Raw genomic sequence first — 25,386 nt, forward strand, 5'->3', positions numbered from 1 at the left:
CGCGGGTCAACTGCGGCGGTGGTACTGCACGTGTGTGTCTCGGCGGTCGACGGTGAAGCCCAGGCGTTGATACACCTTCACGGCCGGGGCGTTGTCGGCTTCGACATAGAGATGGATGTCGCGGGCGCCGCCGTCGCGCAGGTGGTGCAGACCGGCGAGGGTGAGCGTACGGCCTAGGCCGCGACCCTGTGCCTGCGGAGAGACCCCCACGACGTACACCTCGCCGTCGGTCTCCGAGTGCCGTTTGGTCCAGTGGAAGCCCAGCAACCCGCCCGCCTCGTCTCGGGCGAGCAGCAGCCCGGCCGGGTCGAACCAACGCTCCTGGGCACGCTCTTCGAAGTCGGGTCTGGTCAACCGGCCCTGCTCGGGATGCTGGGCGAACGCCGATGCGTTGACCCGCAGCAGGTCGTCGGTGTCATCGGGCGTGAAAGTCGAGATCGTGACGCCGGTAGGCGCTTCGAGGTCGGGCAACAGCGCCGCTGGACCAAGTCGCATGACCAGCAGTTGTCGGGCCACCTGGAAGTCGAAGTGTGCGGCAAGCCGGTACGTACCCGGCAGGTCGCCGTGCGCCCACGCGGTGCTCGGGGCGTCGGCTCCCGCGAGGGCGGCAGCGGCGAGACTTCGCGCCAGTCCCCGTCGGCGAGCAGAGGGCGCGACCACCAGATCGAGGGCGTCACCGCGTACGGTCGCGAATCCGTCTTGTGCCAGGACCACTCGGACCGCCTCGCCACGATGGACCAGGTCGAGCAGTGCGGCCTCGTCGAGGGGCGCGACCCGATCGTAGGACTCGGCCTGGGCGATGACCCGTCGTACATCCTCCAGGTCGTCGGGCCGGAACTGTCGCAAGGACAGCTGAGATGCGGTCACGTCGTGCGGAGCAGTCTGTGCTCGACCATCTTCTCCAGGAAGGGAGTGATGTCCGCGCGACAACGCTCGGGCGAGATCGCGAACTCCTGGGTCAGGATGCCCACCAGGTTGTCGAACGACGTCGGCGTCTCCAGCAATTCGAAGATGTGCTCGGCGATCGGGTCCAGGCCCAGATACTCGAACTTCTCGTTGAGTACGACGCGTTGGGTCGCCGTGCTCGTACCCAGCAGTCCGGATTCCTGCACCAGGATCGTGTCAGGGCTGATCATCGGCCATCTCCAGTTCTTCTTGCGTCCGCGCTTCGGTCCGAGACGGGATCACGAAGCGATATCCGACATTGCGTACGGTGCCGATCAGGTGCTCCTTGTCGGGGCCGAGCTTGGCGCGCAGCCGCCGAACGTGGACATCGACCGTACGCGTACCGCCGAAGTAGTCATAACCCCACACCTCCGACAACAACTGCTGTCGGGAGAAGACGCGACCCGGGTGCTGGGCCAGATGCTTGAGGAGTTCGAACTCTTTGAAAGTCAGGTCGAGCATGCGACCACCGACCTTCGCCGTGTACGCCGCTTCGTCCACCGTCACCTCACCCGAACGGATCACCGGATCGGGGGCCTCTGCTTCGCCGGCGTTGAGGCGCCCTGTGGCTACCCGCAGCCGCGCCTCCACCTCGGCCGGACCCGCCGTGGGCAACACGAAGTCGTCGACTCCCCAATCGGACTGGATCACCGCGAGACCGCCCTCGGTCAGGATGAGCAGCACGGGCAGGGTCGAGCCGGTCGTACGGATCAGCCGACACAAGTCACGCGCATGCGCGAGATCTCGGCGACCGTCGACCAACACGGCGTCGGACGCGGGAGCGTCGACGAGAGCGGAGATCTCGGCGGGCAGGATCTTCACGCTGTGGGGGAGCAGCGCGAGCGCGGGCAGGATCTCGGCCGACGAGCTGAGTTCGCTCGTCAGCAGCAGCAACTGGCTCATGGTGCTCCCCGGCTGGCCGGTCAGGTTCGATAGGCAAGGATATCGACCATGACCCCCGCGACCGCGCAAGACTCCGACCACGAGACCGGTGGCCCGGTGGTCGTACGCCTGTGGGCCGCGGCACGCGCGGCGGCCGGTGCGGGCGAGATCCTGGTCGACCTCGCGGAGCCGACCACGCTCGCGGCCGTGACCGACCATCTCGCGCAGTCGTACGGCGAGCGCCTCGCGGCAGTGCTGGCGGTGTGCTCGGTTCTTGTTGACGAGCACCCTGCATCGGCGCAGGATCCAGCCGAGGTCTCGGTGCTTCCGGGGCAGACACTGGACTTTCTGCCCCCCTTCGCCGGCGGCTGAGGTGCGGCCGCGACGTCTGGCCAGGAATGTCGGCCGTGCCATGAGGGTTGGCTGATCGTGACCATCGGCCAGTGGGTGTTGCTTGTCAGTCTCGTGCTGGCCGTGAGCTTCGGGCTCTGGCGCGCCCGCACCGACGGCCGGTTCCGCCCGCCCAAGACCCCGGTGGTCGGAGACGGTCCCGTAGTGCCGGTGGTTGAGGAGGGTCCCGTGTTGCCGGTGGTTGAGGAGGGTCCCGTGTTGCCGGTGGTGGGGGAGGGTCCCGTGTTGCCGGTGGTTGAGGAGGGCGCCGTGTTGCCGGTGGTTGAGGAGGGCGGAGCCCGTCTCGAAACCACGTTGCGTACGGGTGGTTTCGAGACGCTCGCTGGCGCTCGCTCCTCAACCACCGAGGGTGGTTTCGAGACGCTCGCTGACGCTCGCTCCTCAACCACCGAGGGTGGGATCGAGGAAGGCGGAGCCCTGCCGGTGGTGGGGGAGGGTTCGGTGTTGCCGGTGGTTGAGGAGGGCGGAGCCCGTCTCGAAACCACGTTGCGTACGGGTGGTTTCGAGACGCTCGCTGGCGCTCGCTCCTCAACCACCGAGGCTGGGATCGAGGAAGGCGGAGCCCTGCCGGTGGAGGGGGAGGGCGCCGTGTTGCCGGTGGTGGGGGAGGGCGCCGTGTTGCCGGTGGTTGAGGAGGGCGGAGCCCGTCTCGAAACCACGACCTCGTCTGAGGCCCACGTGACGCTGTTGCAATTCTCGTCCGCGTTCTGCGCTCCCTGCCGCGCGACCCGACGGGTGCTTGAGCAGGTGGCGTCGGAGACCGACGGAGTAGTCCATCGCGAGATCGACGCAGAGGAAAACCTCGACATGGTCCGGCAGTTCGGAGTGTTGCGGACGCCGACGACGGTGATCCTCGACGCCGACGGAGTCGAGCGAAGTCGTGCGACCGGGGCTCCCACGCTGGCTCAAGTGCGCGCGGCGCTCGCTTCCCTGAGCGGGGCGTGACCATAATATGGACAGCGATCTCAACATTCAAGATGTTGTATGTGCGTATCGGTGGCGCGCACCTACAGTTCCCGGTATGTCCTCGACCATGCTGACCAAGCGCCGCGCAGTGGATCACTGCCGCCAGCGCTCGGCGCTGTGTCGAATGTCCTGAGGCGCCGGAAACTCCCGCGGTCGAAACCTCGACCACCCTGTTCGGCGCCGTTCGCTCATGCCCGACAGCGCTGCCTCAGGAGAGAAATGACCACGCTCGACACTGCCGCAACCACGAACGCCGCGACCGTCGCCACGGTGGACCCCCGTGGTCCGCAGTTCGCCGCCGCGCTCACCAGCGTGGTGCTGGCCCTCGTACTGCTCACCGCTCCCGGCTCCGTCGCCCTCGCTCTCCTGGCGACACAGACCGGCCTCTTCGCACTCGGCGCCGCGCTCGGCGTCAGCCGCACTCCGCACGCCTGGTTGTTCAAGCGAGTGGTTCGGCCGCGCTTGGCGCCTCCGGAGCACCTCGAAGACGCGGCGCCACCGCGCTTCGCGCAGGCAGTGGGGCTCGTCTTCGCCGCCGTCGCACTGGCGGCGCTCTCACTGGGCCTGGACGCGATCGGCGTTGTGGCCGTCGGGTTCGCGCTTGCCGCGGCCCTGCTCAACGCGTTCTTCGGTTTCTGCCTGGGCTGCGAGGTCTACCTGCTGGCCAAACGCATCGCCTCCTGATCAAGACAACTCTCAAAACCCCAAGAAGAAGGAAAAGAAATGACCCGCGAGAAGCTCTCTCGTCTCCGCCCAGTGGGTGGAGGACAACCTCGGCGCTGACGGCATCGTCGTTATCGAGGTCGACGAGGACACCTCTGCCTACGACAAGGGCCACATCAAGGGCGCCATCAAGCTCGACTGGACCACCGACCTGCAGGACCAGGTGCGTCGCGACTTCGTCAACAAGGCGGCTTTCGAGGCGCTGCTCTCCGAGCGCGGCGTCAGCAACGACGACACGGTCATCCTCTATGGCGGCAACAACAACTGGTTCGCGGCGTACGCGTACTGGTACTTCAAGCTCTACGGCCACTCGGACGTCAAGCTGCTCGACGGCGGTCGCAAGAAGTGGGAGCTCGACTCGCGCGAGCTGACCGACGAGCCGCCCACGCGCGAGAAGACGACGTACGTCGCGCAGGACCAGGACAACTCGATCCGCGCCTTCCGCGACGAGGTCGTCGACGCGATCGGCGCGCAGAACCTCGTCGACGTGCGCAGCCCTGACGAGTACGCCGGCCGCTTGCTCGCCCCGGCCCACCTGCCGCAGGAGCAGGCGCAGCGTGCGGGTCACATCCCCACCTCGGTCAACGTGCCGTGGAGCAAGAACGCCAACGACGACGGCACCTTCAAGTCCGACGAGGAGCTCGCCGCGCTCTACGACGAGGTGGGCTTCGACGCCGACAAGGACACCATCGCGCTGTGCCGCATCGGTGAGCGTTCGTCGCTGACGTGGTTCGTGCTGCACTGAACTGCTGGGTCGCAAGAACGTGAAGAACTACGACGGTTCGTGGACCGAGTACGGCTCCCTGGTCGGCGTGCCCGTCGTCCTCGGTGACGAGCCCGGATCGGCGGACGCCTGATGTGCGGCGCGACCGAGGGTGGTCTGTCGCTCGACGGCGTCAACACCAAGACGGAGGCGATCGTTCAGGGGCAGGTCACCCGGGATGGTCGGCCGGTGCCGAACGCGTACGTCCGGCTGCTCGACCGCAGCGGTGAGTTCACCGCGGAGGTGCCCACCAACGACAGCGGGCATTTCCGCTTCTTCGCTGGCGACGGTGAGTGGACCCTGCGCACGCTTGCCCCGAAGGCCGACCCGGTCGACCGCGTGGTGACCGCGCAGCGCGGACAGATCGCGGAGGTCGCGGTCACTCTCTGAAGACCGGTGTTCCACGCCACGACGACAGGCCCGACCTCCTAGGAGATCGGGCCTGTCGCGTTGTGTGCAACACTGTGTTACACATCACGTGAGACTTTCGAGTGAAACAAGTGGAATTTCCTGGCTGAGGGCTGGCGTTGCTTTACAAAATCTGCCACGATGTGAAGAGGTGCTCATCCCCACCCCCCTAGAAGGCACCTACCCCCCCACGCAGCAGAGCCGCATCCCCCCCGCCCCCCCAAGGCAATTGCGGCTCTGTTGCCAATTCTGGACCGTTTCGGGCAGGTCGGCCGCTTCTCAGCGTTCCAGCAGCAGCGTGATGGGACCGTCGTTCACGGCGTCGACCGTCATGTCCGCGCCGAAGATGCCGGTCTCCACCTCGGCCCCCAAGGCGCGCAACGCCGTCAGGAAGTTCTCATACAGCGGTTCGCTGACCGCCCCAGGTGCGGCGGCGTCCCAGGTGGGTCGGCGGCCCTTGCGTGCATCGCCGTACAAGGTGAACTGGCTGACCACCAGGATCGGTGCCGCGACGTCGGAGGCGGACAGTTCGTTGCGCAGGATCCGGAGCCCCCACAACTTGCGAGCCATCCACTCGATCTGGGGCAGGCCGTCGGTGTGGGTGAAGCCGACGTACGCCAGCACGGCCGCCCCCGCGACCGAGCCGACCACCTCCCCGTCAACGCGTACGCAGGCTCGAGTGACCCGCTGGGCTACGACTCGCATGCCCCGATGATCGCACTGGTGCGCGAGGCTGCATACCGCAAGTGGTCTGGACATCTCTATACGACTTTAGTCGAAGAGATGAGAAATCTATGTTCAAAGGCTTCGTACGGTTGCGACGATGTTCTTGGTCTGAAAACGCTCGCCAAAGGAAGTTGACCGTGTCGTACACCAGAATGCCAGCGTCGCGGCGCTCTGTCGTTCGCGGAGCCCTGTGGAGTGCCCCGGCGGTCGTCATGGTCACCGCCGCACCCGCCTTCGCCTCTTCTCTTGTGGCTGTCACCGGGACGCTGGATGCACCCGTCACCGATGGGCGCGTGACCTTTTCCCACGGCACGTTCGAGAACACGACCAACAAGCCGATGACCATCACGATGACCTGGACCATGGGCGGGCCAACCCCCTACAAGAACGCATTCACCGCCGCCACGACGCCGACGGGCTGGACCGTCACCGTGACCGCGACGCTGGTCACCTTCACCATCACACTGGCGGCCGGAGCGACTTCCCCGGCAGGGACCTTCAGCGTCACGGCGAAGAACGCCGGCAACCAGACCGTGACATGTGCGTTCAAAGACAGTGTCAGCGGGGATTGGACGACGCTGTTCGCCGATCACCCGCTCTGATTCGTCGGTGCGGGCGACGCGCGCCTCGTGCGACGATCGTGCTCGACCCACCCACTGCCCGGAGGTAGACGCCCGCGATGCCCACGCCCCTTATCGTCGTCGGGGCCGGTGGCTTCGGTCGCGAGACGCTCGACGTCATCGACGCGGTCAACACGGTCGACACGGTCTGGGAGTTGGCCGGCGTCGTAGACGACAACCCCTCACCGCAGAATCTGGACCGACTCGCCCGCAGAGGTGCGGCCTATCTCGGCGCTATCGAGGTCGCGTTGGCATGGCCCGAGCCCACCGCCTACGTCGTGGGCATCGGCAAGCCGAGCGTACGACGGCTGCTGGCCACGCGTTTGGACGCGGCCGGTTTCAGTGCGGCGACCTTGGTGCACCCTGCGGCGACGTTTGGGTTCGACGTGCGTCTGGGGGCAGGCTCGATCGTGTGCGCCGGGGTACGGCTGACGACCTCCGTCACGATCGGCCGCCACGCCCATCTCAATCCCAACGTGACGGTGGGACACGACTCCACGTTGGGCGACTTCGTAAGCCTGAATCCAGGGGCGAATGTCGCGGGCGACAACGTGGTCGGTGACGCGGTGTTGATCGCCGTGGGTGCCCTGGTGGCACCGCAGGTGCGGATTGGTGATGAGGCGACGCTGCTACCGGGCGCGCGCGCCTTGGCAGATGTCGCGCCGGGTGGCGTCGTCTCCTGACGAGTCCCTTCAGCGGCGGATGGCGCGGGCCCGAAACTTGCGGCCGAGGTCCTGGCCTCGTGCCCCGAGCGCCTTCGGCAACGCGCGCCACCACTGGTGATCGGGGACGTGGTGGATCGTGCGCACCGGCATCAACGCCAGCGCGGTGGCTCGGACCACGTCGGCCGGATGGTGACTCGACTGCGTGGTGCGTCGTACGGCTTCGATCCACGGTGGCAGTCGGCTATGACCCGGGACGGGTACGTCGGTGTCCTGAGCCTGGCGCGCGCGGCGCAGCTGCCGAACGCTGGTAGTCCAGGTGTGGTGAGGCAGGCCACCGAGGGCGTCGGCTGTGATCGCCAGCATCTTCTTGTCGATGGGGCGCAGGTGTGCGATCCAGTCGGGGGGAAGATCGGGATGGCGTGCCAGGCGCGCGATGTCGATCAGCGAGCGCAACCACCGGCCATCGTCCTTCGCGGCGTGCCCGCAGGACTGCATCAAGGCGGTCAGGGGATCGAGCGTACGCAGCGCAACCCCCTCCTGCTCCACTGTCACATGGCGGTGCCAGACTTCCTCGAAGCTGGGCAGGGCGTAGACCGCCGGGTCCATCCGCCAGTGCAGGTCGACATCGACCCCATTGCGGCTCAAGCTGGCCTCGTAGTAGACGCGGAGTTGATAGCGGGCAGCCCAGGACTTCCCGTCTCGCGGGTTGTCGGCGCGGATCACAAAACCGTCAGCCTCCAAGATGTCCAAGGCGCGGTGTGCCGAGTCGGGTGCGACGAGGAGGTCGACGTCGCCGAATCCCCGCGAGGTCGCCGAGCCGGTCGTCTGCAAGGCCAGGGCCGGACCCTTGAACACCAGGCTGTCGATGCCGTGGGCCGCCAACTCGTCTTGGACCAGCACGGCGGTGCGCAGCGTACGCAGGCACGCGACCGCCGCGGCGTCGCGCTCCCCGATCAGCCGAGTTCGTACGCCTTCGGGCATTTCCAGCGCGTCGAGATGGGCCCACAGCGCACCGCTGACCAGGTGCCGACGTACGGCGGCGAAGAACTCGTCGTCGGAGACCTCCGGCGCCAGACGCCAGTGCGCGTCTTCGCCGGCTTCCAGGCGCAGCACCGTACGCAAGGCCGCCCGCAACTGCTCCACGGCAGCCGGACTGGATCCCATGACGTGTTCCTGTTCTGGCCACTCGGACCGGTGCGTGACGCGGTGCGTGACGGCGGTGATACGGCGCAGCGAGCCGCCGATTATGCTGTGGACCCTATCGCGGTGGGCGCGACGCAAGATCGTCGGAGGTTGGTTCTGTGAGCGGGTCACGCACGGTGCTGGTGACGGGCGGGACCGGTTCATTCGGTTCCACCATGGTGCAGAGATTGTTGGCTCGCGACGACGTCGATCAAGTACGCGTCCTGAGCCGCGACGAACTCAAGCAGGACAACATGCGCCGTCGGGTCGGGGACTCGCGCGTACGCTTCTATCTGGGGGACATCCGCGACTACGACAGTGTCGATCGCGCCACGCGAGGCGTCGACCAGGTCTTTCACGCGGCCGCGCTCAAGCAGGTCCCCAGTTGCGAGTTCTTCCCCCTCGAAGCGGTGCGGACCAACATCTTGGGCAGCGCCAACGTCATCGAAGCCGCCAACCACAACGGTGTGCAGTCCCTGGTGTGCCTGGGCACCGACAAGGCCGCCTACCCCGTGAACGCGATGGGCATCTCCAAAGCGATGATGGAGAAGGTGGCGCAGGCCTTCGCCCGCAACAACCCCACCGCGGCCACGGTGGTGTCCACCGTGCGCTACGGCAACGTGATGCTGTCGCGCGGTTCCGTGATTCCGCTGTTCGTCGAGCAACTGCGCGCCGGCAAACCGTTGACGATCACGGACCCGCACATGACGCGCTTCTTGATGACATTGGACGAATCGGTCTACCTGGTGGAGCACGCCTTCGAGCAGGCGCGCCCAGGCGACCTCTTCATCCGCAAGGCCCCGGCCTGCACCGTGCGCGACCTGGCGCTCGCCGTTGCCAAGGCGGTCGGGGTCGAGGCCGAGTTGAAGGTCATCGGCACCCGCCATGGCGAGAAGCTCTACGAGACGTTGGCTACTCGCGAAGAACTGGCTCGGTCCGAGGACCAGGGTGAGTTCTTCCGGATCTCGGTGGATGCCCGCGAGTTGAACTACGACCAGTACTTCGAGGAGGGCGACCAGGAAGAGTCGACTCTCGAGGACTACCACTCGCACAACACCGAGAGATTGGACGTCGATCAGGTGGTCGACCTGCTCAACTCGATGCCTGCCTTCCAGGCCCTGCTCCGTGCTGACTAACGCGTTCGTCGGCATCGCCGGCGCCGCGATCACGTGTGCCCTGATGCCACTGGTGATCAGATTCCTGCGGGCACGTCAGTTGATGGACGTGCCGAACGAACGGTCCTCGCATGTGAACGTCGTGCCTCGCGGGGGCGGGCTGGGCGTGCTGCTGGGTGCCCTGCTGGCTACCTGTGGTGCCGTGCTCGTCGAGAAGCCGGAAGTGGGTGCACTTCTGGTCCTGCTCGCCGGTGGAGTGGGCCTGGGGAGCTCTTGGTCTGGTCGATGACCTGGGCCATGTGGCGCCGGTCCTGCGGCTGGCGGTTCAACTGGGCGCCGGGATCGCCCTCGCCCTCGGCATCGCGGCCGTGCTGCCGGGTCGGCCGATGCCGACGCTGGTGATCGTGGCTATCGGTGCGGTGTGGATCGCCGCCTTCGTCAATGCCTTCAACTTCATGGACGGCATCAACGGCATCTCCGGGTCTACGACGTTGCTGGCAGCGCTGTGGTACGGAGCCTGGCTGGCGCACGAGTCTCTCTCCGCCCCAGCGCTCGCCGCCTTCGCGCTGGCTGGCGCGGCGGTCGGGTTCCTGCCCTGGAATGTGCCCAAGGCACGGGTGTTCCTCGGCGACGTCGGCAGTTATGGCCTCGGCGCCGTCCTGGCCTGCCTGGCCCTGATGACGTGGCTGGTCACGGGATCGCCCTTCGTCGCCGCTGCTCCGTTGAGCATCTACCTGGCTGACACGGCCGGGACCATCGCCCTGCGCGCCGTACGCGGAGAGTCTCTGCTCGAGGCGCACCGCACCCACGTGTATCAGCGACTGACCGATGCAGGTCTCACACACCTCGGCAGCACGGGGGTCGTCGTCACTTTCGCACTGCTCGTGTGTGCCGCTGTCGCGTTCTTGCCCCAACCCTGGACCAGCCTCGCGATCGCGGTCGTGCTGTTGGCCTACCTGCTTACGCCCGCGTTCTTCGGTGCGAAGGCGGGAGGGCAGGCAGCATGAAGATCGGCATGATCAGTCAGTGGTACGAGCCGGAAACGGGGTCGGCCGCCCACCCCACCGCGATCGCGGAGGCGTTGGCTGCGCGTGGTCACGAGGTGCGCGTGCTGACCGGCTTTCCCAGTTATCCCCAAGGACGGGTGCATTCGGGATACTCGATGCGTCCTCGCCAGGTCGAGGAACGAGACGGAGTCCTGCTCTGCCGGGTCCCGGACGTGCCCAGCCACGACGACAACGCGATCCGTCGTGCCCTGAGCCTCACCTCCTTCGCGGCCTCAGCGACGACGCAGGTCAGCTGGTTGCGCCACGTCGATGCCAGCCTGGTGTATCTGACCCCCGCGACCGTGGGCGCGGCCGCAATGACGCTGCGCCGCCTGGCCGGAGTGCCGTACGTGCTCTATGTGCAGGACCTCTGGCCCGAGACGGTCACCGCGAGTGGGTTCATCGGGAACGCGAAGGCCACCCGCATGGTCGAGTCGGGCCTCAACCGGTATCTGAGGCGGCTCTATCGCGGAGCCTCCGGGGTGGCGGCGATCAGTCCGACCATGGCCGCGACGCTCGCAGATCGCGGTCCGAGGTCGGTGCCCGTCGCGGTGCCGAACTGGATCGACGAGGGAGTGTTCGCGCCCGCGCCCGCGCCGGTCGAGCCGGCCCTGCCGCCGGGGCGGACCTGGATCATGTACGCCGGTGGGATCGGGGAGGTGCAGGCCCTCCAGCACGCGGTACGTGCGCTGGCATTGCTGCCAGAGGGCAGCGATGTCGGGCTGGCTCTCGTCGGAGACGGCACCGCGCGTCTCGGCCTGCGCCGCCTCGCCGAAGAGCTTCAGGTGACCGACCGGTTCTTCGAGGCGGGGCCGCAGCCGATGGAACGTATGCCCGCACTGATGGCCGAGGCCGCGGCGCAACTGATCAGCCTGCGTGACCTGCCTCTGTTCCGCGGGACCATCCCCAGCAAGGTGCAGGCCTCGATGGCGTGTGCCGCTCCCGTCATCTGTGCTGTCGCCGGTGATGCGGCCGAGTTGGTGGAGCGCACCGAGTCCGGTCTGGTCGTGCCACCCGAAGACCCGGTCGCGCTGGCCAAGGCCTTCCACACCATGGCGACCATGGATCCTGGGCAACGGCGGGCGCTGGGAGAGCGCGGACGCCGGGCCTACGTCAGCGAACTGGGCGCGACGGCCGGGGCGACGCGCCTGGAGGAACTGCTCTCGGCCGCCGTCGCAGGGGCGTCACGATGACCAGGGTCGCGGTGATCGGGGCCAGCGGCTTCGTGGGCCGAGCAGTCTGCGTGTCGTTGCGCGATCGCGGGGCCGAGGTCGTCGCGGTCTCGGCGCCACGGCTCACCACGACGGCGCGTACGGTGGCCGAACTCCTGGACGACCTCGAGACGCGCGCGCAGACAGTGGGGGAGTTGCGCGACCGGTTGCGCGACGTCGACGCGGTCGTGAACGCGGCCGGGCTCGCGACGGCCGGAGGCGCCGGGGACGAGTTGTTCGGGGCGGATGCGTTGCTGCCCGGACTCGTCGCGAGCGCTGCCCCTGGTGGGGCACGGGTCGTACACGTAAGTTCCGCGGCCGTGCAGGGGTCCAGGCCCAGCCTCGACGAGTCCCTCGGGCACGAGGCTTTCAGCCCCTACTCGCGTGCCAAGGCACTCGGCGAGAGCGTGACGTTGCGCGTACGTCCCGACGCGATCTGTTTTCGGCCTACCTCGGTGCAGGGGCCCGGCCGTGACGTGACGCGGACCCTGGTGAAGGTGGCGTCCTCGCCGCTGGCCTCGGTGGCAGGTGCGGGAGCTCGGCCCACGCCCCAGGTCCTGGTGGAGAACGTCGGTGACGCCGTCGCATTCGTGACGTTGACCGAGCAGCAACCACCCTCGGTGGTGCTCCAGCCTGCCGAGGACCTGACCGCAGCCGACCTCGTACGGATCCTGGGAGATCGAGAGCCCAAGCACCTGCCGACGCCGCTGGCACGGTCGGTGGTGCGCGTCACCGGCACGTTGGGCAGGCGCTCGGGTGCCTTCGCCGCACTGTCGCGACGCTTGGAGATGCTGTGGTTCGGCCAGGACCAGTCACCGGGGTGGTTGCAGGGTCGGTGGAGCCCGCCGCTTGGGCGTGAGGGATGGGAGAGGTTGAGATGAAGGTCGCGATCACCGGAGGCTACGGGTTCTTGGGCTGGCACCTGGCGTGCCGGTTGCGAGCCCAGCACGGTCTGGAACCAGTACGGCTGGGCCGCGCGGATTTCGCGGACTCTGAGCGTCTGGCGGCGCGCCTTGCCGACGTCGACGTCGTCTACCACGTCGCGGGGGTCAACCGGGCTGACTCCGATGCCGAGGTCGAGCAGGGCAACGTCGCGCTCGCCACTGCTTTGGGGCAAGCGATCGAGGGCCGCCCCGTCGACGTGGTCTTCGCAAACTCGGTTCAAGCGGAGTTGGACAATGCGTACGGTCGCGGCAAGGCGGCGGCGGCCGGGGTGCTGGCTGACGTCGTGACCGCGTCCGGTGGTCGATTCGCGGACCGGCTGCTGCCGAATCTCTTCGGCGAACACGGGCTACCGCAGTACAACTCCTTCGTCGCGACCTTCGCGCACGAGGTGGCCGCGGGACGTACGCCCACAGTCACCGGCGACAGGGATATCCCCTTGCTCCACGTGCAGGATGCGGCCTCGGCGTTGGTCGAGGCGGTCGGCGGCAGTGACTCGCTCGTCGTGCCCGGTGAACCCCACGGGATCGGGGAGGTGCTGGAGTTCCTGCAACGCACCCACGACTTGTACGCCACCCGCGGGGAGATCCCCGCACTTGAGTCGAAGTTCGCGGTGAATCTCTTCAACACCTACCGGGCCGCAGCCTTCCCCGGGATGTGGCCGCTCTCGCCCGAGGTCTTCGCCGACAACCGGGGTGATCTGTTCGAGACCGTGCGCGCGCATGGCGGGACGGGACAGGCTTTCGTGTCGACAACCCTGCCCGGACAGGGCCGAGGCGAGCACTACCACCTGCACAAGGTGGAGCGGTTCTTCGTAATCAAGGGGACCGCCCAGATCCAATTGCGACGACTCCTGCACGACGACGTCGTGACCTTCACACTGAGCGGTGACCGACCGTCATTCGTCGACATGCCCACCTTGTGGGTGCACAACATCCGCAACGTCGGTGACGACGAACTCGTCACGATGTTCTGGGCCGATCAACTGCTGGATCGTGACAACCCCGATCAGTATCCGGAAATGGTCGCCCAGCCGGACAACGCCCAGCCGGAGAACGCCCAGCCGGAATGAGTGTCCCGGCGCTGCCCAAGCCGATTGAAGCGCAGGGCCGCCGGGCTGAGAGGATGACGCCCATGAAGGTGATGACGATCGTCGGGACGCGTCCCGAGATCATCCGGCTCGCTCGGGTGATGGCGCGACTGGACGCGACCGAGGGAATCGAGCACGTCCTGGTCCACACCGGCCAGAACTATGACCATCAGTTGAATCAAGTGTTCTTCGACGATCTGCAATTGCGCCAGCCCGACCACTACCTCGGAGTGGACACGGCCAGCCTTGGCGCCGTTCTGGGCGGTGTCCTCGCGGAGACCGAGAAGGTGTTGCTCGCAGAGCGACCGGACGCGGTCCTCGTCCTCGGTGACACGAACTCGTGCATCGCCACCCTGATGGCCAAGCGGATGAAGATCGCGACGTATCACATGGAAGCCGGCAACCGCTGCTTTGACGAGAACGTGCCGGAGGAGACCAACCGCCGGCTCGTCGACCACGTCGCGGACTTCAACCTGGCCTACACCGAGCACGCCCGCCGCAATCTGCTCGCCGAGGGCCTGCACCCACGCCGCATCATCGTGACTGGCTCGCCGATGCGAGAAGTGCTGGAGAAGTTCACCGCCGAGATCGAAGGTTCCGACATCTTGTCGCGTCTGGACCTCACCGAGGGGGGCTACTTCCTGGTCAGCGCGCACCGTGAGGAGAACGTCGACTCTCCGGAGCGGCTCGGCATGCTGCTCGACTGCCTGGGCGCGGTCTGGGATCGCTGGCAGCTACCGATCGTGGTGTCGACCCATCCGCGGACCCGCAAGCGCCTCGAGGCGCTCGGGCGCGCGGTCGAGGGCGACGTCAGGTGGCTCGAACCCTTCGGCTTCCACGACTACAACCACCTGCAGCTGAAAGCCGCATGCGTGCTCTCCGACTCCGGCACCATCTCGGAGGAGTCCTCGATCCTGGGATTCCCCGCAATCACGTTGCGGGACTCGATCGAACGCCCGGAGGCACTCGACTCCGGGTCGATCATCATGACCGGACTCAACCGTGACGACGTCGTCGCGGCTGTCGGTCTGGCGATGGCTGACGGTGCGGTCAGCTCCTCGATGCCCGCCGGGTACGAGATCTCGGACACGAGCAACAGGGTGGTGCGGTTCATCGTCTCCACCGCGTCACGAAACCATGTGTGGTCCGGCGTGCGGGTCAACCGCGATTCGGCGACCGCCGACCGAAACGGAGAATCATGAAGCAAGTAGTGCAGTCAACCGGCAAGGGCACCCTGTCCGTGCTGGACGTGCCGGCTCCGGACGCGGGCCCGACCGACGTACTGGTCGAGACCACTCGGTCGTTGGTGTCGTCGGGCACTGAGCGGGCGCTTCGCGAACTCGCCCAGTCCTCCCTCCTCAAGAAGGCGCAGAAGCGGCCCGACCTGGTCAAGCAGGTGCTCAACCGGGTGAAGTCCGACGGGCTGCGCAAGACCTTCACCGCCGTTCGGGACAAACTCGACGCGGTCACACCACTGGGCTACTCCGCCGCCGGAGTCGTCGTCGCGTGCGGTGAGCACGCCCCGTTGCTCGCCCCCGGCACGAGGGTCGCCACCGCCTCGGTAGGACATGCCGAGATGCAGGTCGTACCCGGGTTGCTGGCGGTGCCGGTGCCCGATGCCGTGACCGACGAGGAGGCCGCCTTCGGCGCCGTGGCCGCGATCGCGATGCACGGCCTGCACCAGTCGGGGCTGATGCTGGGCGACACGGTCGTGGTCGCCGGACTGGGTCTGGTCGGGCAACTGACCGCGCGACTGGCCGTCGCCGCCGGTTTGAAGGTCATCGGGATCGACCCCCAGGCCGGAGTAGTGGCTTTGGCCGAGCAGCACGGTGCTCTCGCGATCGTGGAGAGTGGTGACGCGACCACCCAGGCGATCCGTGACCTGACCGGCGGTCGGCTCGCCGACGCCGTCGTGATCACCGCGTCCACTGCGAGCTCGGAGCCGGTCATGCGTGGCGTCGAGCGGGTCCGTGAACGCGGTCGGGTGATCGTCGTCGGGGACGTCGGCCTGGACATCGACCGTACGCCCTTCTACGTCAAGGAGGTGGACCTGCGCTTCGCCCGCTCGTACGGCCCGGGTCGCTACGACCCTCGCTTCGAGGCGCAAGCACTGGACTACCCGGTCGGCTACGTGCCGCGTACGCAACGGACGAACATCGCGGCCTACCTCGACCTGGTCGCGCGCCGGCGCCTCCAGGTCAGCGACCTGGTGTCCAAGACCTTCCCGATCGCCGACGCGGTCGACGCGTACGAGACTCTCAGCACCAACCGCGACATCCTGGCGATCCAGTTCACCTACGACCGGGAGACCGACCGGGCGAAGACCGTCAAGGTGGGTGCCGGCGCTCGTACGCCCGGTGGCGTGGCACTGATCGGCACCGGCGACTTCGTGGGGTCGACCCTGTTGCCGGCCATGCAGTCGACCGGGTGGGGGCAGATCAACGTCGTGGCCTCCTCCGGAGGACTCTCCGCGACGGCGTTGGCCAAGCGCGCGGGCATCCCCGAGGTGAGCTCGGACGCCGACGCGGTGATCGCCCGCGACGACGTGGACACCGTCTTCATCGCCACCCGCCACGACAGCCACGCACGTCTGGCCGTCCAAGGCCTGACAGCCGGCAAGAACGTCTACTGCGAGAAGCCGCTCGCGATCGACGAGGCCGAGTTCGACGAGGTCGTCGAAGCGCTCGGCGAGAACCCGGGACTGCTCTGGCTGGGCTTCAACCGTCGCTACAGCGAGATGGTCACTCGTGCGAAGTCGTTGCTCGGTCAGGGGACCACGCCGATGACGGTGCACTACCGAGTCTCTGCGGGGGCGCTGCCCGACACCCACTGGCTCAAGGATCCCCGCCAGGGCGGGCGGTTGTTGGGCGAGGTGTGCCACTTCGTCGACACCTCGACGTGGCTGATCGGGGCCGAGCCGGTCTCAGTGACCGCCTTGGGCCGCTCGGACGCGAGCACGGTGTTGCAGGAGGACGTGACCTTGATGGTGGGGTACGCGAACGGTGCCACCAGCACGATCGAATACATCACCGACGCGCACTCCAGTACGCCCAAGGAACGCATCGAGATCATGGGGCGGGGCCACACGGTCATCATCGATGACTTCAAGACGATGACCTGTGACGGCGAAGCGGTGACCGGTGTCGGGACCGGCAAGGGCCACGCTGACGGGCTGCGGACGTTCCGTGAGCAACTGCGCGCGACCAACCGCGACCCGCGACACCTCCAAGTCAGCCTGAGTACGGCGCAGACCATGATCGCCGCGATCGCGTCCTTGGCTGATGGCCGGCGTGTCGACGTGGAGCCGGTCAAGCTCGCGTGAGCGAGATCCGTTCCCAGCGGGGCGACGGATCGGACTCCGTGCCGACGGTGGTCGTGCGTACGGCCCGGTGGGCCGCCCTGGGCAGCGTGGTGGCCGCCGTGGCGACGCGGTACCTGCTGGACTCCGCGGTGGCCCGGGGCTCGTCACTGGCGTTCTTCGGTGACTACGCGCTGATGATGACGCTGGGGCTGCTGCTCGGCTCGATCGCGCCGTTGGGTCTTCCCGAGGTCGGCAACCGGTATGTGGCGGATCTGATTCGTGCTGGTGAGGCGCAACAGGTCCGGTGGTATCTCGCCTTGACCTCGGGGCTGGCGGTGCTGTTGGGCTTGGTGCTCGCGGGAGCGGTCGCCTTGCTGCAACCGCTCATCGGGCTGGAGGCGCCGGGGCTCGGACTGTCCTTGGCCCTGGTCGTGCCGAGCGTCGGACTGCTCTTGGCCAGGCGCGGTCAGGCACTGCAACTCGGGGGCGGCAACGCCGTCCTGTTCGCACCCGGACTCAGTACGGGGTTGTCGGTGCTCCTGCTGATCGCGCTGCTCGTGTCCGGTGTGACGGTCACCTTGCCGTGGGCCGGGGCGTGTGTGGCAGTGGGCAACGTGCTCATCGCGTTCGGCGTCTGTCGACCGCGGATCCCGGGTGCGAGCTCGGGCCGCCTGGGTTCGTTGCCGTCGGCCGTACGCGGTTGGATCCGCTCCGGCCTGCAGGCGGTATCCAACGCCGTGGCCTCACTGGTGCTCACGCAAGGCGACATCATCGTGATCGGGCTGCTGGCCCTCGACTCCTCAGCAGGCGCGTACGCCGCGGCCTCCCGGCTCGCCCTCGTGGTGACCTTGGCGCTGGGTGGGCTGATCCCTCGGGAGGCGCCGATCCTGGGTCGCCTCGTGGCCGAGGGTGACCCCGGGGGTGCCTGGAAGCAGTATCGACAGGCCAGCATGCTCTCCGGAGCGATGGGGACCGCCTTGTGCCTTGGCTTGTGGCTCCTGGGTGAGCCGATCCTGGAGGCGTTCGTGCCGGGCTCGGGAGTCGCGGCTGGCTGGCTCGCTGTGTTGGCCGTGGGTCGCCTGGTGTCGTCCTTCGTCGGGCCGGGGGCCGAACTGCTGATCGCCTTCGGGCAGCAACGCCTCGCGGCCCGCTGCTCGTGGCTCGGTGCCGTCGTTGCCGTGGCCCTGATGTTCGCGCTGTTCCCCGTGTGGGGTCCGATGGGAGTCGCGGTCGGAGCGACTTTGGGGATGCTGGTCCGGTCCAGTGGTCACTTCCTGGCCGCAAGGCATGTCACCAATCGTGAGATCCAACTTGTCGAAACGGAGCGGTGATGCGCGCACGGATAGCACACGTGGCCTCCCCGTACGTCCGGCGAATCCGCCGGATCAGGGAGGCGCCCGCCTCGTTCTTGGCGTGGAAGGTGCGTGAGGCCGCCATCAGTCGGCTCTGGTCGCGGCGCTACGCCCGTGCCGCAGATTCGGGTACGAGTCCGTCGTCCCCGTCCCGGGCCTTTCTCCGCGCCTGTGACCCGTTCGCGCGTGCGTACGCGCCGGTGGCCACCAGCCTCGCCGACCGTGCCCATCTCGACTGGGTGCTCGCGCGGGCCCAGGCCGCCAAAGCCGGGCGCGTCCAGGTCCTGGGGTTCGGAGAGCTCGACTTCGGAGCGCCGATCAACTGGAGCCTCGACGCGGCTCATGGTGTGGAGTGGGGCGACGGCCCCGGCCTCCAGTTGCCCCTGGTGCCGGGCGATCTCCACGGGGACATCAAGGTCCCGTGGGAGCTCAACCGCCTGCAGTTCGTGACCAACCTGGCGCAGGCCCACCTGTTGACCGGCGAGCAGGCGTACGTCGACCAGACCCGTGGCGTGCTGAAGCAGTGGCGCGCAGCGAACCCCGTCGGGTTGGGAGTCGCGTGGTCGTGCGCCATGGAAGTGGCGATCCGGGGGATGAACCTGGTGGCCACATTCGCGATGGTGTGGCCGGAGTTGGGTGAAGCCGAAAAGTCCGACGCGGCGACCATGCTGCAGGAGCATCTGGACTTCCTGCGCCGTCACCCCGAGCGCAGCGACATCTCGGGCAACCACTACCTGGTCGATCTGGGTGTGACGCTCCAACTCGCCCTGGTGCTCGGTCAGGGTGACGTCAAAGGCACCACCCGGCGCGACGCCGAGAGATTCTTCGCCGAGGTTCGCGCGCAGTTCGCGCCGGACGGGATGCACTTCGAGTTCGCCACCAACTATCACCGCTACATGACCGAGTTGGTGCTGCTCACCGTCGCCGAGTGTGACCGGTTCGGACTTGGGGTGCCGCCAGACGTCAGGTCGATCGCGTTACGAGCAGCCGACGTCTGCCAGATGCTGGCCGGTGGCGCAACGCTGCCGCTGATCGGGGACTGCGACTCGGGAGAGTTCCTGGTCGTCGCGGACGACCCCTCCAACGATCCCCGCCGCGTGAGGGAGTTGGCTCGCGCGGTCGGATCCCAGGCGGAGACTGCGTGCCTGCCCGCCGTGGCCTGGATGCTCGCGATCCCGTACGCCGATCGCGGGCCTGCTGAGCAGACCGCGCCGGTCGCGACGGAGGTGGCCACGGTCGATGGGTTCGGCGTTCTGCAACGCGGAAGTGCCCACCTGGTCGTCCGAGCCGGAGCTCCGGGGCTCGGCGGGCGCGGAGGCCATGACCACAGTGATCTCACCTCGCCGGTTCTGCGCCTGGGCGGTCGTGACCTTCTGGTCGATCCGGGTACGTGGACCTACACCTACTCACGGTCGGCGAGGCTCCACGAGCTGGCTGCCGCCCAGCACAACATGCTGCTGGTCGAGGGAGATGATCCGTCGCCCGCGATCGAAGGCTCGGTGATGCCTACTGTCTCGATCAACACCAGCGGGTCATTGCGGATCGCGAGCGACGGCTCCGGCTTGGTCGCGGGTCACGACGGCTGGTCGAGAGGCGAGCGTCCGGTGGCGTACGAGCGCACGTTGTCGTGTGACGAGACCGGAACTGTCGCCACCATCGTGGACAGCCTCAAGGGCGAGGGCCGGCGGGGGCTGCACTGGTCGTGGCATCTCGCACCGGGCCTCGACGCGAAGCCCCGGACGGACTCACACTGGGACATCCTGGAGGTGGAGTCGGGACTCGTGTGCGCCTCGATGCTGGTGCAGCACGCGGGGCCGGTGACAATCACCTGCGACGACTATTGGTTCTCTGCTGCCTACGGTTCCCGGGTCCTGGCCCGCGTGCTGCGAGTGAGAGCCGAGGGCGAGTTGCCGAGTCGGTCGCAGACTACTTTCGAATGGAGAGATGAACACCATGGGAAAGCGTGACATCGTCTTCGTTCGCATGCTTGCGCAACCCGTGCCGAGGGTCGCACGGATGATCCACGCCGCCAAGGACAGGGGTTGGCGTACGACCTACGTAGGTGCGCACCGAGAGCCGGGCTTGGCCGCACGGGAGATGTGGGAGGACGACACGACACTGCGACGAGTCGGCCCGCTCCTGCCCAACCTGAACGGCAAAGGCGCAGCCCAGTACGTGTACGGCTTGCTCGCCTTCAATTTCGCCGTGTTCAGGGTCTTGTTGAAGATCCGTCCCAGGGTCGTCCATGCCTCCGATCTGGAGGCCGCCCCCGCGGCGCTGCTGTGGCGGCTGGTCTCGCGCGCCCGGGTGATCTACAACGTCCACGACAACTACGCCGATCGATACAATCTGCCCGGCCCGGTCCGGGCGGTGCTCAATCGCCTGGAGGGTCTGGCCGTTCGCGCCAGCACCGTGGCGCTCGTGCCGGAACCGTTCCGCAGGGATGCCCTTCCGCGGTGGTGTCGAGAGCGCATCGAGGTGGTCCGCAACGCGCCCGAGCCGTTGGACGTGACGCTCCCCAACCCGGATTTCGGCCAGCGTCCCATTCGGATCCTCTATGCGGGATGGATCGATGCCGGTCGCGGCGTCCAGGAACTGATCGATCTCGCCGACGCACACGCGGGCCTGGTCGAGGTCGTGATCGCGGGAAGCGGCGATGAAGAACTCACCCAGAGAGTGCGGGAGAGTCGTGCCACGTATCTGGGCTACGTCAACTATGCAGACTCGCTCGATCAGATGCGGGCGGCGGATTTCATTGCCGCCATCTATGCGCCCACGCGGCCGATCAACCAGATGGCCGCCCCCAACAAGATCGCCGAGGCACTCGCTCTCGGTCGCCCGATCGTCACCAACGCAGAAGTCCTGATGACAGCGGGGCCGGAATTCGACGACTGCGCGATCCGGATTCCATTCGCGCGGGTGACCGAACTGGCTACAGCATTGGCAGACCTCAGGTCTGCGGGACCTGACGAGTACGCCGCGATGTGTGACGCGGCCAGGAAGGCCTACGATTCGCTGTATTCTTGGCAGGAGATGTCCGCTGCGATGGACAACGTTCTCGATTCTGCCGGAGTTGCTCGATGAGTTGGTTGGTTAGCCCCTCCGGTGCCGCGCTGGCGATCTGGCTCGTGGGTGTCATCATCGCGTGGCTCTCGCTCAGTGGGCGGCAGTTCCTGATCACCGCCCCCCTGGCCTTCTTGCTCTATCAATCGTTCAATGTCATCGGGGTCGCGGTCGAGTCGATGCGCACGGTGCCATTTCGAGAAGACTGGCCGATCCTGGTAAGCCTGGCCTTCTTGTCGTTCGTGCTCGGCGGCGTGGTCGCGAATCTCCTCGAGGGCTTCAAGCCCGCACAAGAGATCAAACGATGGCGCGACAGCCCACTTGACACGACCGCCTCGACGTCGATGACCTGGGCACTCGTCTGGTTCTTGGTGTTGCTGTCCCTCGCGGTCGGATTCCTCTACTACCGCTCCGTCGGTTACAACACCCTGTTCAGCCAGTTGGGTGCGATCATCTCCGGCTCACAGGTAGACAGTGCGACGTTCTCGGGTCTGCGGTCGGACGCCAAGTCCACCTACCGCGCGGCCGGCTATGCGGTCCAGTTCATCGCCATCATCTTGCCGACCCTTGTGGTGTACCTGTGGCTGGAGGGCAAGATCCGGCGCTCGGCCGGACTGCGCGTTGCCGCTTGGGGTCTGCTCGCGGCCAGCGTCTACTTCGTGACCGTCCAAGGTGGGCGTACTTACATCCTCGCCCTGCTGCTCCTGCTGGGTCTCATGGTCGGCCACGGCTCCAGTCCGCTACCGCGCAAATTCAGGATGTCGCGTGGCGCGACCATCGGCATCGTCGTGGCGTTGGGGTTGTCCTTCGCGCTGGTAACGGCGCTCCAGGGGCGCAACATGCGCGATGGTCGCGAGATGAGCTTCGCCGAAGCAGCCACAGTGGGTGTGTGGGACCGAGTCGGCGGTGACTACTCGCGCACCCAGATGGTGGCGCTCAAGGCTCTGCAGAGTGAGATCCCGGTCAACGGTGACCAGTGGGTCGAACAGTTGAAGATCGTGCTGCCGGGCTCCCAGGTGGAGGGGATGCCCTTCGACGTGCGCGTCTACTACCTCATCTACGGCAACCCCAACGGCAACAACCCGTTGGACCCGTGGGGTTCCTACTACTACAACTTCGGCACGGTGGGCTTGCTCGGCATCCCCTTCGGCATGGGCTTCCTGGCCCAGATCATCACCATTCGAGGCTTGATCCGATCCAGACGTGATGTCGCGACGGTGGTGATCATGTCGGCCTTGGGTTATCGATGCATGTTCCTGATCGACCCGTACACGATCCTGCTGGCCGGACCGTTCACCTTGTGGCTCCTCAACCGGCTCTATCACGTCTTCGTGAAGAAGCGACCGCCAGAATCGGCCGACCCCGACGCAGAACCGGCCGAACTCGACCATCGCGGCGTGCCCCGCAGGGTGCCCGCCGGGGTGCAGAGAGCAGGATCGCTCAGGCGTTGAGCAGGTGTCGCCACTGGCCGCGCGTGTCGATCACGGTGCCGGTGAATGACCGGGGGTCCAATTCGCCGAACTGTCGGTGGTCGACCAGCAGCACAACCGCGTCGGCATCCGCGATCTCCGCGGTGTCCACAAGGCGTACGTTGGCCAGCCCCTCCAAGGACTTGGGCAGCGTGGTGACGTGCGGTTCGACCACCAGGATCGAGGCGTCGGGTAGTGCCTTCGAGATGCGTTCGACGACCTCGATCGCCGGGCTTTCTCGCAGGTCGTCGACGTCGGCCTTGAAGGCCAGACCCAGGCAGGCAACCTGACTCACCGTGTTACCGCCCACGGCGTCGAGCACCTTGCCGACCACCCATTCGGGCTTGGCGTCGTTGATCTCCCGGCTGGTGCGGATCAACCTGGCCTCGTCGGGTGCGGCGTCGACGATGAACCACGGGTCCACCGCGATGCAGTGGCCCCCGACCCCGGGCCCGGGGTTCAAGATGTTGACCCGGGGGTGCCGGTTGGCGGCCTCGATGACGCCCCAGACGTCGATCTCCAACTTGTCGCACAAGACCGACAGTTCATTGGCGTAGGCCAGGTTGACGTCGCGGAACGAGTTCTCTGCGAGTTTGACCATCTCCGCCGTGGTGGCATCGGTAAGGGCGATCTCGCCCTGGCAGAAGATCCGGTAGAGGTCGGCCGCCAATTCGGCGCACTTGGGGGTGAGGCCGCCGACCACCCGGTCATTGGTCACCAACTCGATCATGATTCGGCCGGGCAGCACGCGCTCTGGGCAATGTGCCACGTGGATCCCGTTGGTCTCACCTCCGGTCGCAGGCACCACCAGGTCGGGGCGCAGGTCGCGCAGCCAGGAAGCGATCTGGCGTGAGGTGCCGGGAGGTGAGGTGGACTCCAGGACCACGAACTCTCCCCCGCGCAGGCGCGGCGCGATCGCCTCGACGGCAGAGCGTACGTAGGACAGGTCGGCAGACTTGTCCGCCAGGATGGGTGTCGGCACCGCGATGATGAAGCCATCGGCTTGCGGCACCTCGGTCGTGGCGGTGAGGTTGCCGTTGGCCACGGCGCCGCTGAGGGCGGCGCCCAGGTCGGGCTCCACGAAAGGAACCTTGCCCTGGCTGACGGAGTCCACCACCGACTCGTTGACATCGACACCGATCACGCGGACCCCGTGGGTCGCAAGAATCGCAGCCGTCGGCAAGCCGATGTAACCGAGACCGAGTACGGCAATGCCGCGTTCATAGACAGTCGTCACAGTGATGATCCCTTTGGGTGGTGCCGGAACTATGCTCCACATCGTAGTGGTGTCAACGTGAAGGAATGACCAGTGGGTAAGACAGCGCTGTTGGTGTACGGAACCCGGCCTGAGGCCATCAAGATGGCACCGCTGATCCCCAGCCTTCGGGCAGTGGGAATCGAGCCGATCGTCGCCGTGACGGGCCAGCACCGCGAAATGCTGGATCAGGTGAACGAGTTGTTCGCAATCGTTCCCGCGTACGACCTGGACATCAGCAAGCCGCGCCAAACCCTGGCGCACATCACCGCCACGGTCGTCGACCGGCTGAGCGCGATCTTGGAGTCCGCACGACCCGACGTAATCATCGTGCAGGGTGACACGTCGAGCACGTTCGCGGGCGGACTGGCGGCCTTCTATCAACAGATTCCGGTGGTCCATGTCGAGGCCGGACTGCGCACCGGAAAGCGCTACTCACCCTTCCCCGAGGAGATCAATCGCCGGCTGACGACCCAGGTGGCATCGCTGCATCTGGCGCCCACGCGGATGAATGCCGAGAATCTGTTGGCGGAGCAGATCCCCGTCGAGGACATCGCGGTCACCGGAAACACCGTGATCGACTCACTCCTGGAGATCTCGGCACGCGAGGTCAACCAAGAAGACGAGCGGGTCGCACAGGCCATCGCGAGTGGTCGACGCATCGTCTTGATGACCACTCATCGCCGCGAGTCTCTCGGCGCGCGGATGCAGGAGTCGATGAGCGCGCTGCGAAAGTTGGCCGACCAGTGGGCCGACGACCTCTTCGTGCTGCCGCTGCATCGCAACCCTGCGGTGCGCGAAGTCGTGGAGCCGGCCTTCGCCGGGGCGGACAACGTGATCCTTACCGAGCCGCTGGAATATTCACAGTTCGCCTCGCTGCTTCGTGCTTCGCATCTGGTGATCACGGATTCAGGCGGTGTGCAGGAGGAGGCGCCTGGACTGGGCAAGCCGGTCCTGGTGATGCGAGACGACACCGAACGCCCTGAGGCCGTCCATGCCGGAACCGTGAAGCTCGTGGGCACCGATGGCGCCAGGATCTTCGAAGAAGCCTCGCGGTTGCTTTGCGATGAGTCCGCCTACGCGGAGATGTCGAACGCGGTGAACCCGTATGGCGACGGCGCGGCAGGGGCTAGGTCGGCCGCAGCGATCGCCCAGATGCTGGGTGTGGGCACTCGCCTGCCCGACTTCGACCCGACAATGCCGTGATCTCGCGTCCAGGTGCGACGCAAGCGGGGCCGCAGTCGTCGGCCC

At 66.9% G+C, this 25,386-nt stretch carries 25 protein-coding genes and 1 pseudogene; 20 read left to right on the forward strand and 6 right to left on the reverse strand.

Annotated elements, in window-relative coordinates; all coding sequences use genetic code 11:
- Window positions 1–6: 6 nt before the first annotated feature.
- From mshD to V9G04_13330, 3 genes are read right to left on the reverse strand one after another with little or no spacing between them, the layout of a single operon-like run.
- Window positions 7–867 (reverse strand): mycothiol synthase, encoded by an 861-nt coding sequence (gene mshD / locus V9G04_13320; GenBank protein MEI2714235.1) that lies wholly within the window; start codon window positions 865–867, stop codon window positions 7–9.
- The gene (locus tag V9G04_13325) at window positions 864–1,136 is read right to left on the reverse strand and encodes a PqqD family protein (protein ID MEI2714236.1); all 273 of its coding nucleotides are present in this window, start codon (window positions 1,134–1,136) and stop codon (window positions 864–866) included. The genes mshD and V9G04_13325 overlap by 4 nt, the downstream gene beginning before the upstream one ends.
- The gene (locus V9G04_13330) at window positions 1,123–1,848 is read right to left on the reverse strand and encodes a response regulator transcription factor (GenBank protein MEI2714237.1); all 726 of its coding nucleotides are present in this window, start codon (window positions 1,846–1,848) and stop codon (window positions 1,123–1,125) included. Before V9G04_13330 ends, V9G04_13325 begins: the two co-directional genes overlap by 14 nt.
- A gap of 48 nt (window positions 1,849–1,896) precedes the next feature.
- Between V9G04_13330 and V9G04_13335 the strand changes: the two genes are divergently transcribed.
- From V9G04_13335 to V9G04_13355, 5 genes and pseudogenes are all read left to right on the forward strand, one after another.
- Window positions 1,897–2,199 carry a MoaD/ThiS family protein gene (locus V9G04_13335; GenBank protein ID MEI2714238.1) on the forward strand — a complete coding sequence of 101 codons (303 nt, stop codon included), beginning with the start codon at window positions 1,897–1,899 and terminating at the stop codon, window positions 2,197–2,199.
- Window positions 2,200–2,256: 57 nt separating this feature from the next.
- Window positions 2,257–3,183, forward strand: coding sequence for a thioredoxin family protein (locus V9G04_13340; GenBank protein MEI2714239.1), 927 nt, complete (start codon window positions 2,257–2,259; stop codon window positions 3,181–3,183).
- A gap of 240 nt (window positions 3,184–3,423) precedes the next feature.
- Window positions 3,424–3,888, forward strand: coding sequence for a DUF4395 domain-containing protein (locus V9G04_13345; protein ID MEI2714240.1), 465 nt, complete (start codon window positions 3,424–3,426; stop codon window positions 3,886–3,888).
- A gap of 76 nt (window positions 3,889–3,964) precedes the next feature.
- Window positions 3,965–4,784 (forward strand): annotated as a pseudogene (locus V9G04_13350) (sulfurtransferase).
- A complete protein-coding gene (locus V9G04_13355; protein MEI2714241.1) occupies window positions 4,784–5,080 on the forward strand; it encodes a DUF1416 domain-containing protein in 297 nt (98 codons plus the stop codon). Before V9G04_13350 ends, V9G04_13355 begins: the two are co-directional and overlap by 1 nt.
- Before the next feature lie 297 nt (window positions 5,081–5,377).
- On the opposite strand, the gene dtd is transcribed toward V9G04_13355, so the two are convergent.
- Window positions 5,378–5,803: a D-aminoacyl-tRNA deacylase gene (gene dtd / locus V9G04_13360; protein ID MEI2714242.1), complete on the reverse strand. Its 426-nt coding sequence runs from the start codon at window positions 5,801–5,803 to the stop codon at window positions 5,378–5,380.
- Window positions 5,804–6,036: 233 nt separating this feature from the next.
- Here dtd and V9G04_13365 point away from each other — a divergent pair, with 233 nt between their 5' ends.
- Together V9G04_13365 and V9G04_13370 are read left to right on the forward strand one after the other, a co-directional pair.
- Window positions 6,037–6,426 (forward strand): hypothetical protein, encoded by a 390-nt coding sequence (locus tag V9G04_13365; protein ID MEI2714243.1) that lies wholly within the window; start codon window positions 6,037–6,039, stop codon window positions 6,424–6,426.
- A 77-nt stretch (window positions 6,427–6,503) separates the two neighbouring features.
- Window positions 6,504–7,127, forward strand: a complete 624-nt coding sequence (locus V9G04_13370) for an acetyltransferase (protein MEI2714244.1) — start codon at window positions 6,504–6,506, stop codon at window positions 7,125–7,127.
- A gap of 9 nt (window positions 7,128–7,136) precedes the next feature.
- Here V9G04_13370 and V9G04_13375 read toward each other — a convergent pair whose 3' ends face one another.
- Window positions 7,137–8,273 (reverse strand): nucleotidyltransferase family protein, encoded by a 1,137-nt coding sequence (locus tag V9G04_13375; GenBank protein MEI2714245.1) that lies wholly within the window; start codon window positions 8,271–8,273, stop codon window positions 7,137–7,139.
- Window positions 8,274–8,410: 137 nt separating this feature from the next.
- Between V9G04_13375 and V9G04_13380 the strand changes: the two genes are divergently transcribed.
- The 12 genes from V9G04_13380 (at window position 8,411) to V9G04_13435 (ending at window position 22,862) form a co-directional block, all read left to right on the forward strand.
- Window positions 8,411–9,427, forward strand: coding sequence for a polysaccharide biosynthesis protein (locus V9G04_13380; protein ID MEI2714246.1), 1,017 nt, complete (start codon window positions 8,411–8,413; stop codon window positions 9,425–9,427).
- Window positions 9,417–9,695 (forward strand): hypothetical protein, encoded by a 279-nt coding sequence (locus tag V9G04_13385; GenBank protein ID MEI2714247.1) that lies wholly within the window; start codon window positions 9,417–9,419, stop codon window positions 9,693–9,695. Before V9G04_13380 ends, V9G04_13385 begins: the two co-directional genes overlap by 11 nt.
- Window positions 9,696–9,705: 10 nt before the next feature.
- On the forward strand, window positions 9,706–10,413 hold the full coding sequence (locus V9G04_13390) for a hypothetical protein (protein MEI2714248.1): 708 nt from the start codon (window positions 9,706–9,708) through the stop codon (window positions 10,411–10,413).
- A complete protein-coding gene (locus V9G04_13395) occupies window positions 10,410–11,645 on the forward strand; it encodes a glycosyltransferase family 4 protein (GenBank protein ID MEI2714249.1) in 1,236 nt (411 codons plus the stop codon). The genes V9G04_13390 and V9G04_13395 overlap by 4 nt, the downstream gene beginning before the upstream one ends.
- Window positions 11,642–12,544, forward strand: coding sequence for an NAD(P)-dependent oxidoreductase (locus V9G04_13400; GenBank protein ID MEI2714250.1), 903 nt, complete (start codon window positions 11,642–11,644; stop codon window positions 12,542–12,544). The genes V9G04_13395 and V9G04_13400 overlap by 4 nt, the downstream gene beginning before the upstream one ends.
- Window positions 12,526–13,677 carry an NAD-dependent epimerase/dehydratase family protein gene (locus V9G04_13405; GenBank protein ID MEI2714251.1) on the forward strand — a complete coding sequence of 384 codons (1,152 nt, stop codon included), beginning with the start codon at window positions 12,526–12,528 and terminating at the stop codon, window positions 13,675–13,677. Before V9G04_13400 ends, V9G04_13405 begins: the two co-directional genes overlap by 19 nt.
- 62 nt (window positions 13,678–13,739) lie before the next feature.
- Window positions 13,740–14,897, forward strand: coding sequence for a UDP-N-acetylglucosamine 2-epimerase (non-hydrolyzing) (gene wecB, locus V9G04_13410; GenBank protein MEI2714252.1), 1,158 nt, complete (start codon window positions 13,740–13,742; stop codon window positions 14,895–14,897).
- Window positions 14,894–17,017: a bi-domain-containing oxidoreductase gene (locus V9G04_13415; protein ID MEI2714253.1), complete on the forward strand. Its 2,124-nt coding sequence runs from the start codon at window positions 14,894–14,896 to the stop codon at window positions 17,015–17,017. Before wecB (V9G04_13410) ends, V9G04_13415 begins: the two co-directional genes overlap by 4 nt.
- Window positions 17,014–18,327, forward strand: a complete 1,314-nt coding sequence (locus tag V9G04_13420; GenBank protein MEI2714254.1) for a polysaccharide biosynthesis C-terminal domain-containing protein — start codon at window positions 17,014–17,016, stop codon at window positions 18,325–18,327. The genes V9G04_13415 and V9G04_13420 overlap by 4 nt, the downstream gene beginning before the upstream one ends.
- Entirely contained in the window at window positions 18,327–20,315 is a 1,989-nt protein-coding gene (locus tag V9G04_13425; protein MEI2714255.1) for a heparinase II/III family protein, read from the forward strand. Before V9G04_13420 ends, V9G04_13425 begins: the two co-directional genes overlap by 1 nt.
- A complete protein-coding gene (locus V9G04_13430) occupies window positions 20,293–21,432 on the forward strand; it encodes a glycosyltransferase (GenBank protein ID MEI2714256.1) in 1,140 nt (379 codons plus the stop codon). The genes V9G04_13425 and V9G04_13430 overlap by 23 nt, the downstream gene beginning before the upstream one ends.
- Window positions 21,429–22,862, forward strand: a complete 1,434-nt coding sequence (locus tag V9G04_13435; GenBank protein ID MEI2714257.1) for a hypothetical protein — start codon at window positions 21,429–21,431, stop codon at window positions 22,860–22,862. Before V9G04_13430 ends, V9G04_13435 begins: the two co-directional genes overlap by 4 nt.
- On the opposite strand, the gene wecC is transcribed toward V9G04_13435, so the two are convergent.
- Window positions 22,852–24,117, reverse strand: coding sequence for a UDP-N-acetyl-D-mannosamine dehydrogenase (gene wecC / locus V9G04_13440; GenBank protein ID MEI2714258.1), 1,266 nt, complete (start codon window positions 24,115–24,117; stop codon window positions 22,852–22,854). The genes V9G04_13435 and wecC overlap by 11 nt on opposite strands.
- 72 nt (window positions 24,118–24,189) lie before the next feature.
- On the opposite strand from wecC, the gene wecB (V9G04_13445) reads away from it, so the two are divergent.
- On the forward strand, window positions 24,190–25,341 hold the full coding sequence (gene wecB, locus V9G04_13445; GenBank protein MEI2714259.1) for a UDP-N-acetylglucosamine 2-epimerase (non-hydrolyzing): 1,152 nt from the start codon (window positions 24,190–24,192) through the stop codon (window positions 25,339–25,341).
- The last annotated feature ends 45 nt before the right edge of the window (window positions 25,342–25,386 follow it).

Origin of the sequence: Nocardioides sp. (genome assembly GCA_037045645.1) — a bacterium.
In the GTDB taxonomy this organism is placed as follows: domain Bacteria; phylum Actinomycetota; class Actinomycetes; order Propionibacteriales; family Nocardioidaceae; genus Nocardioides.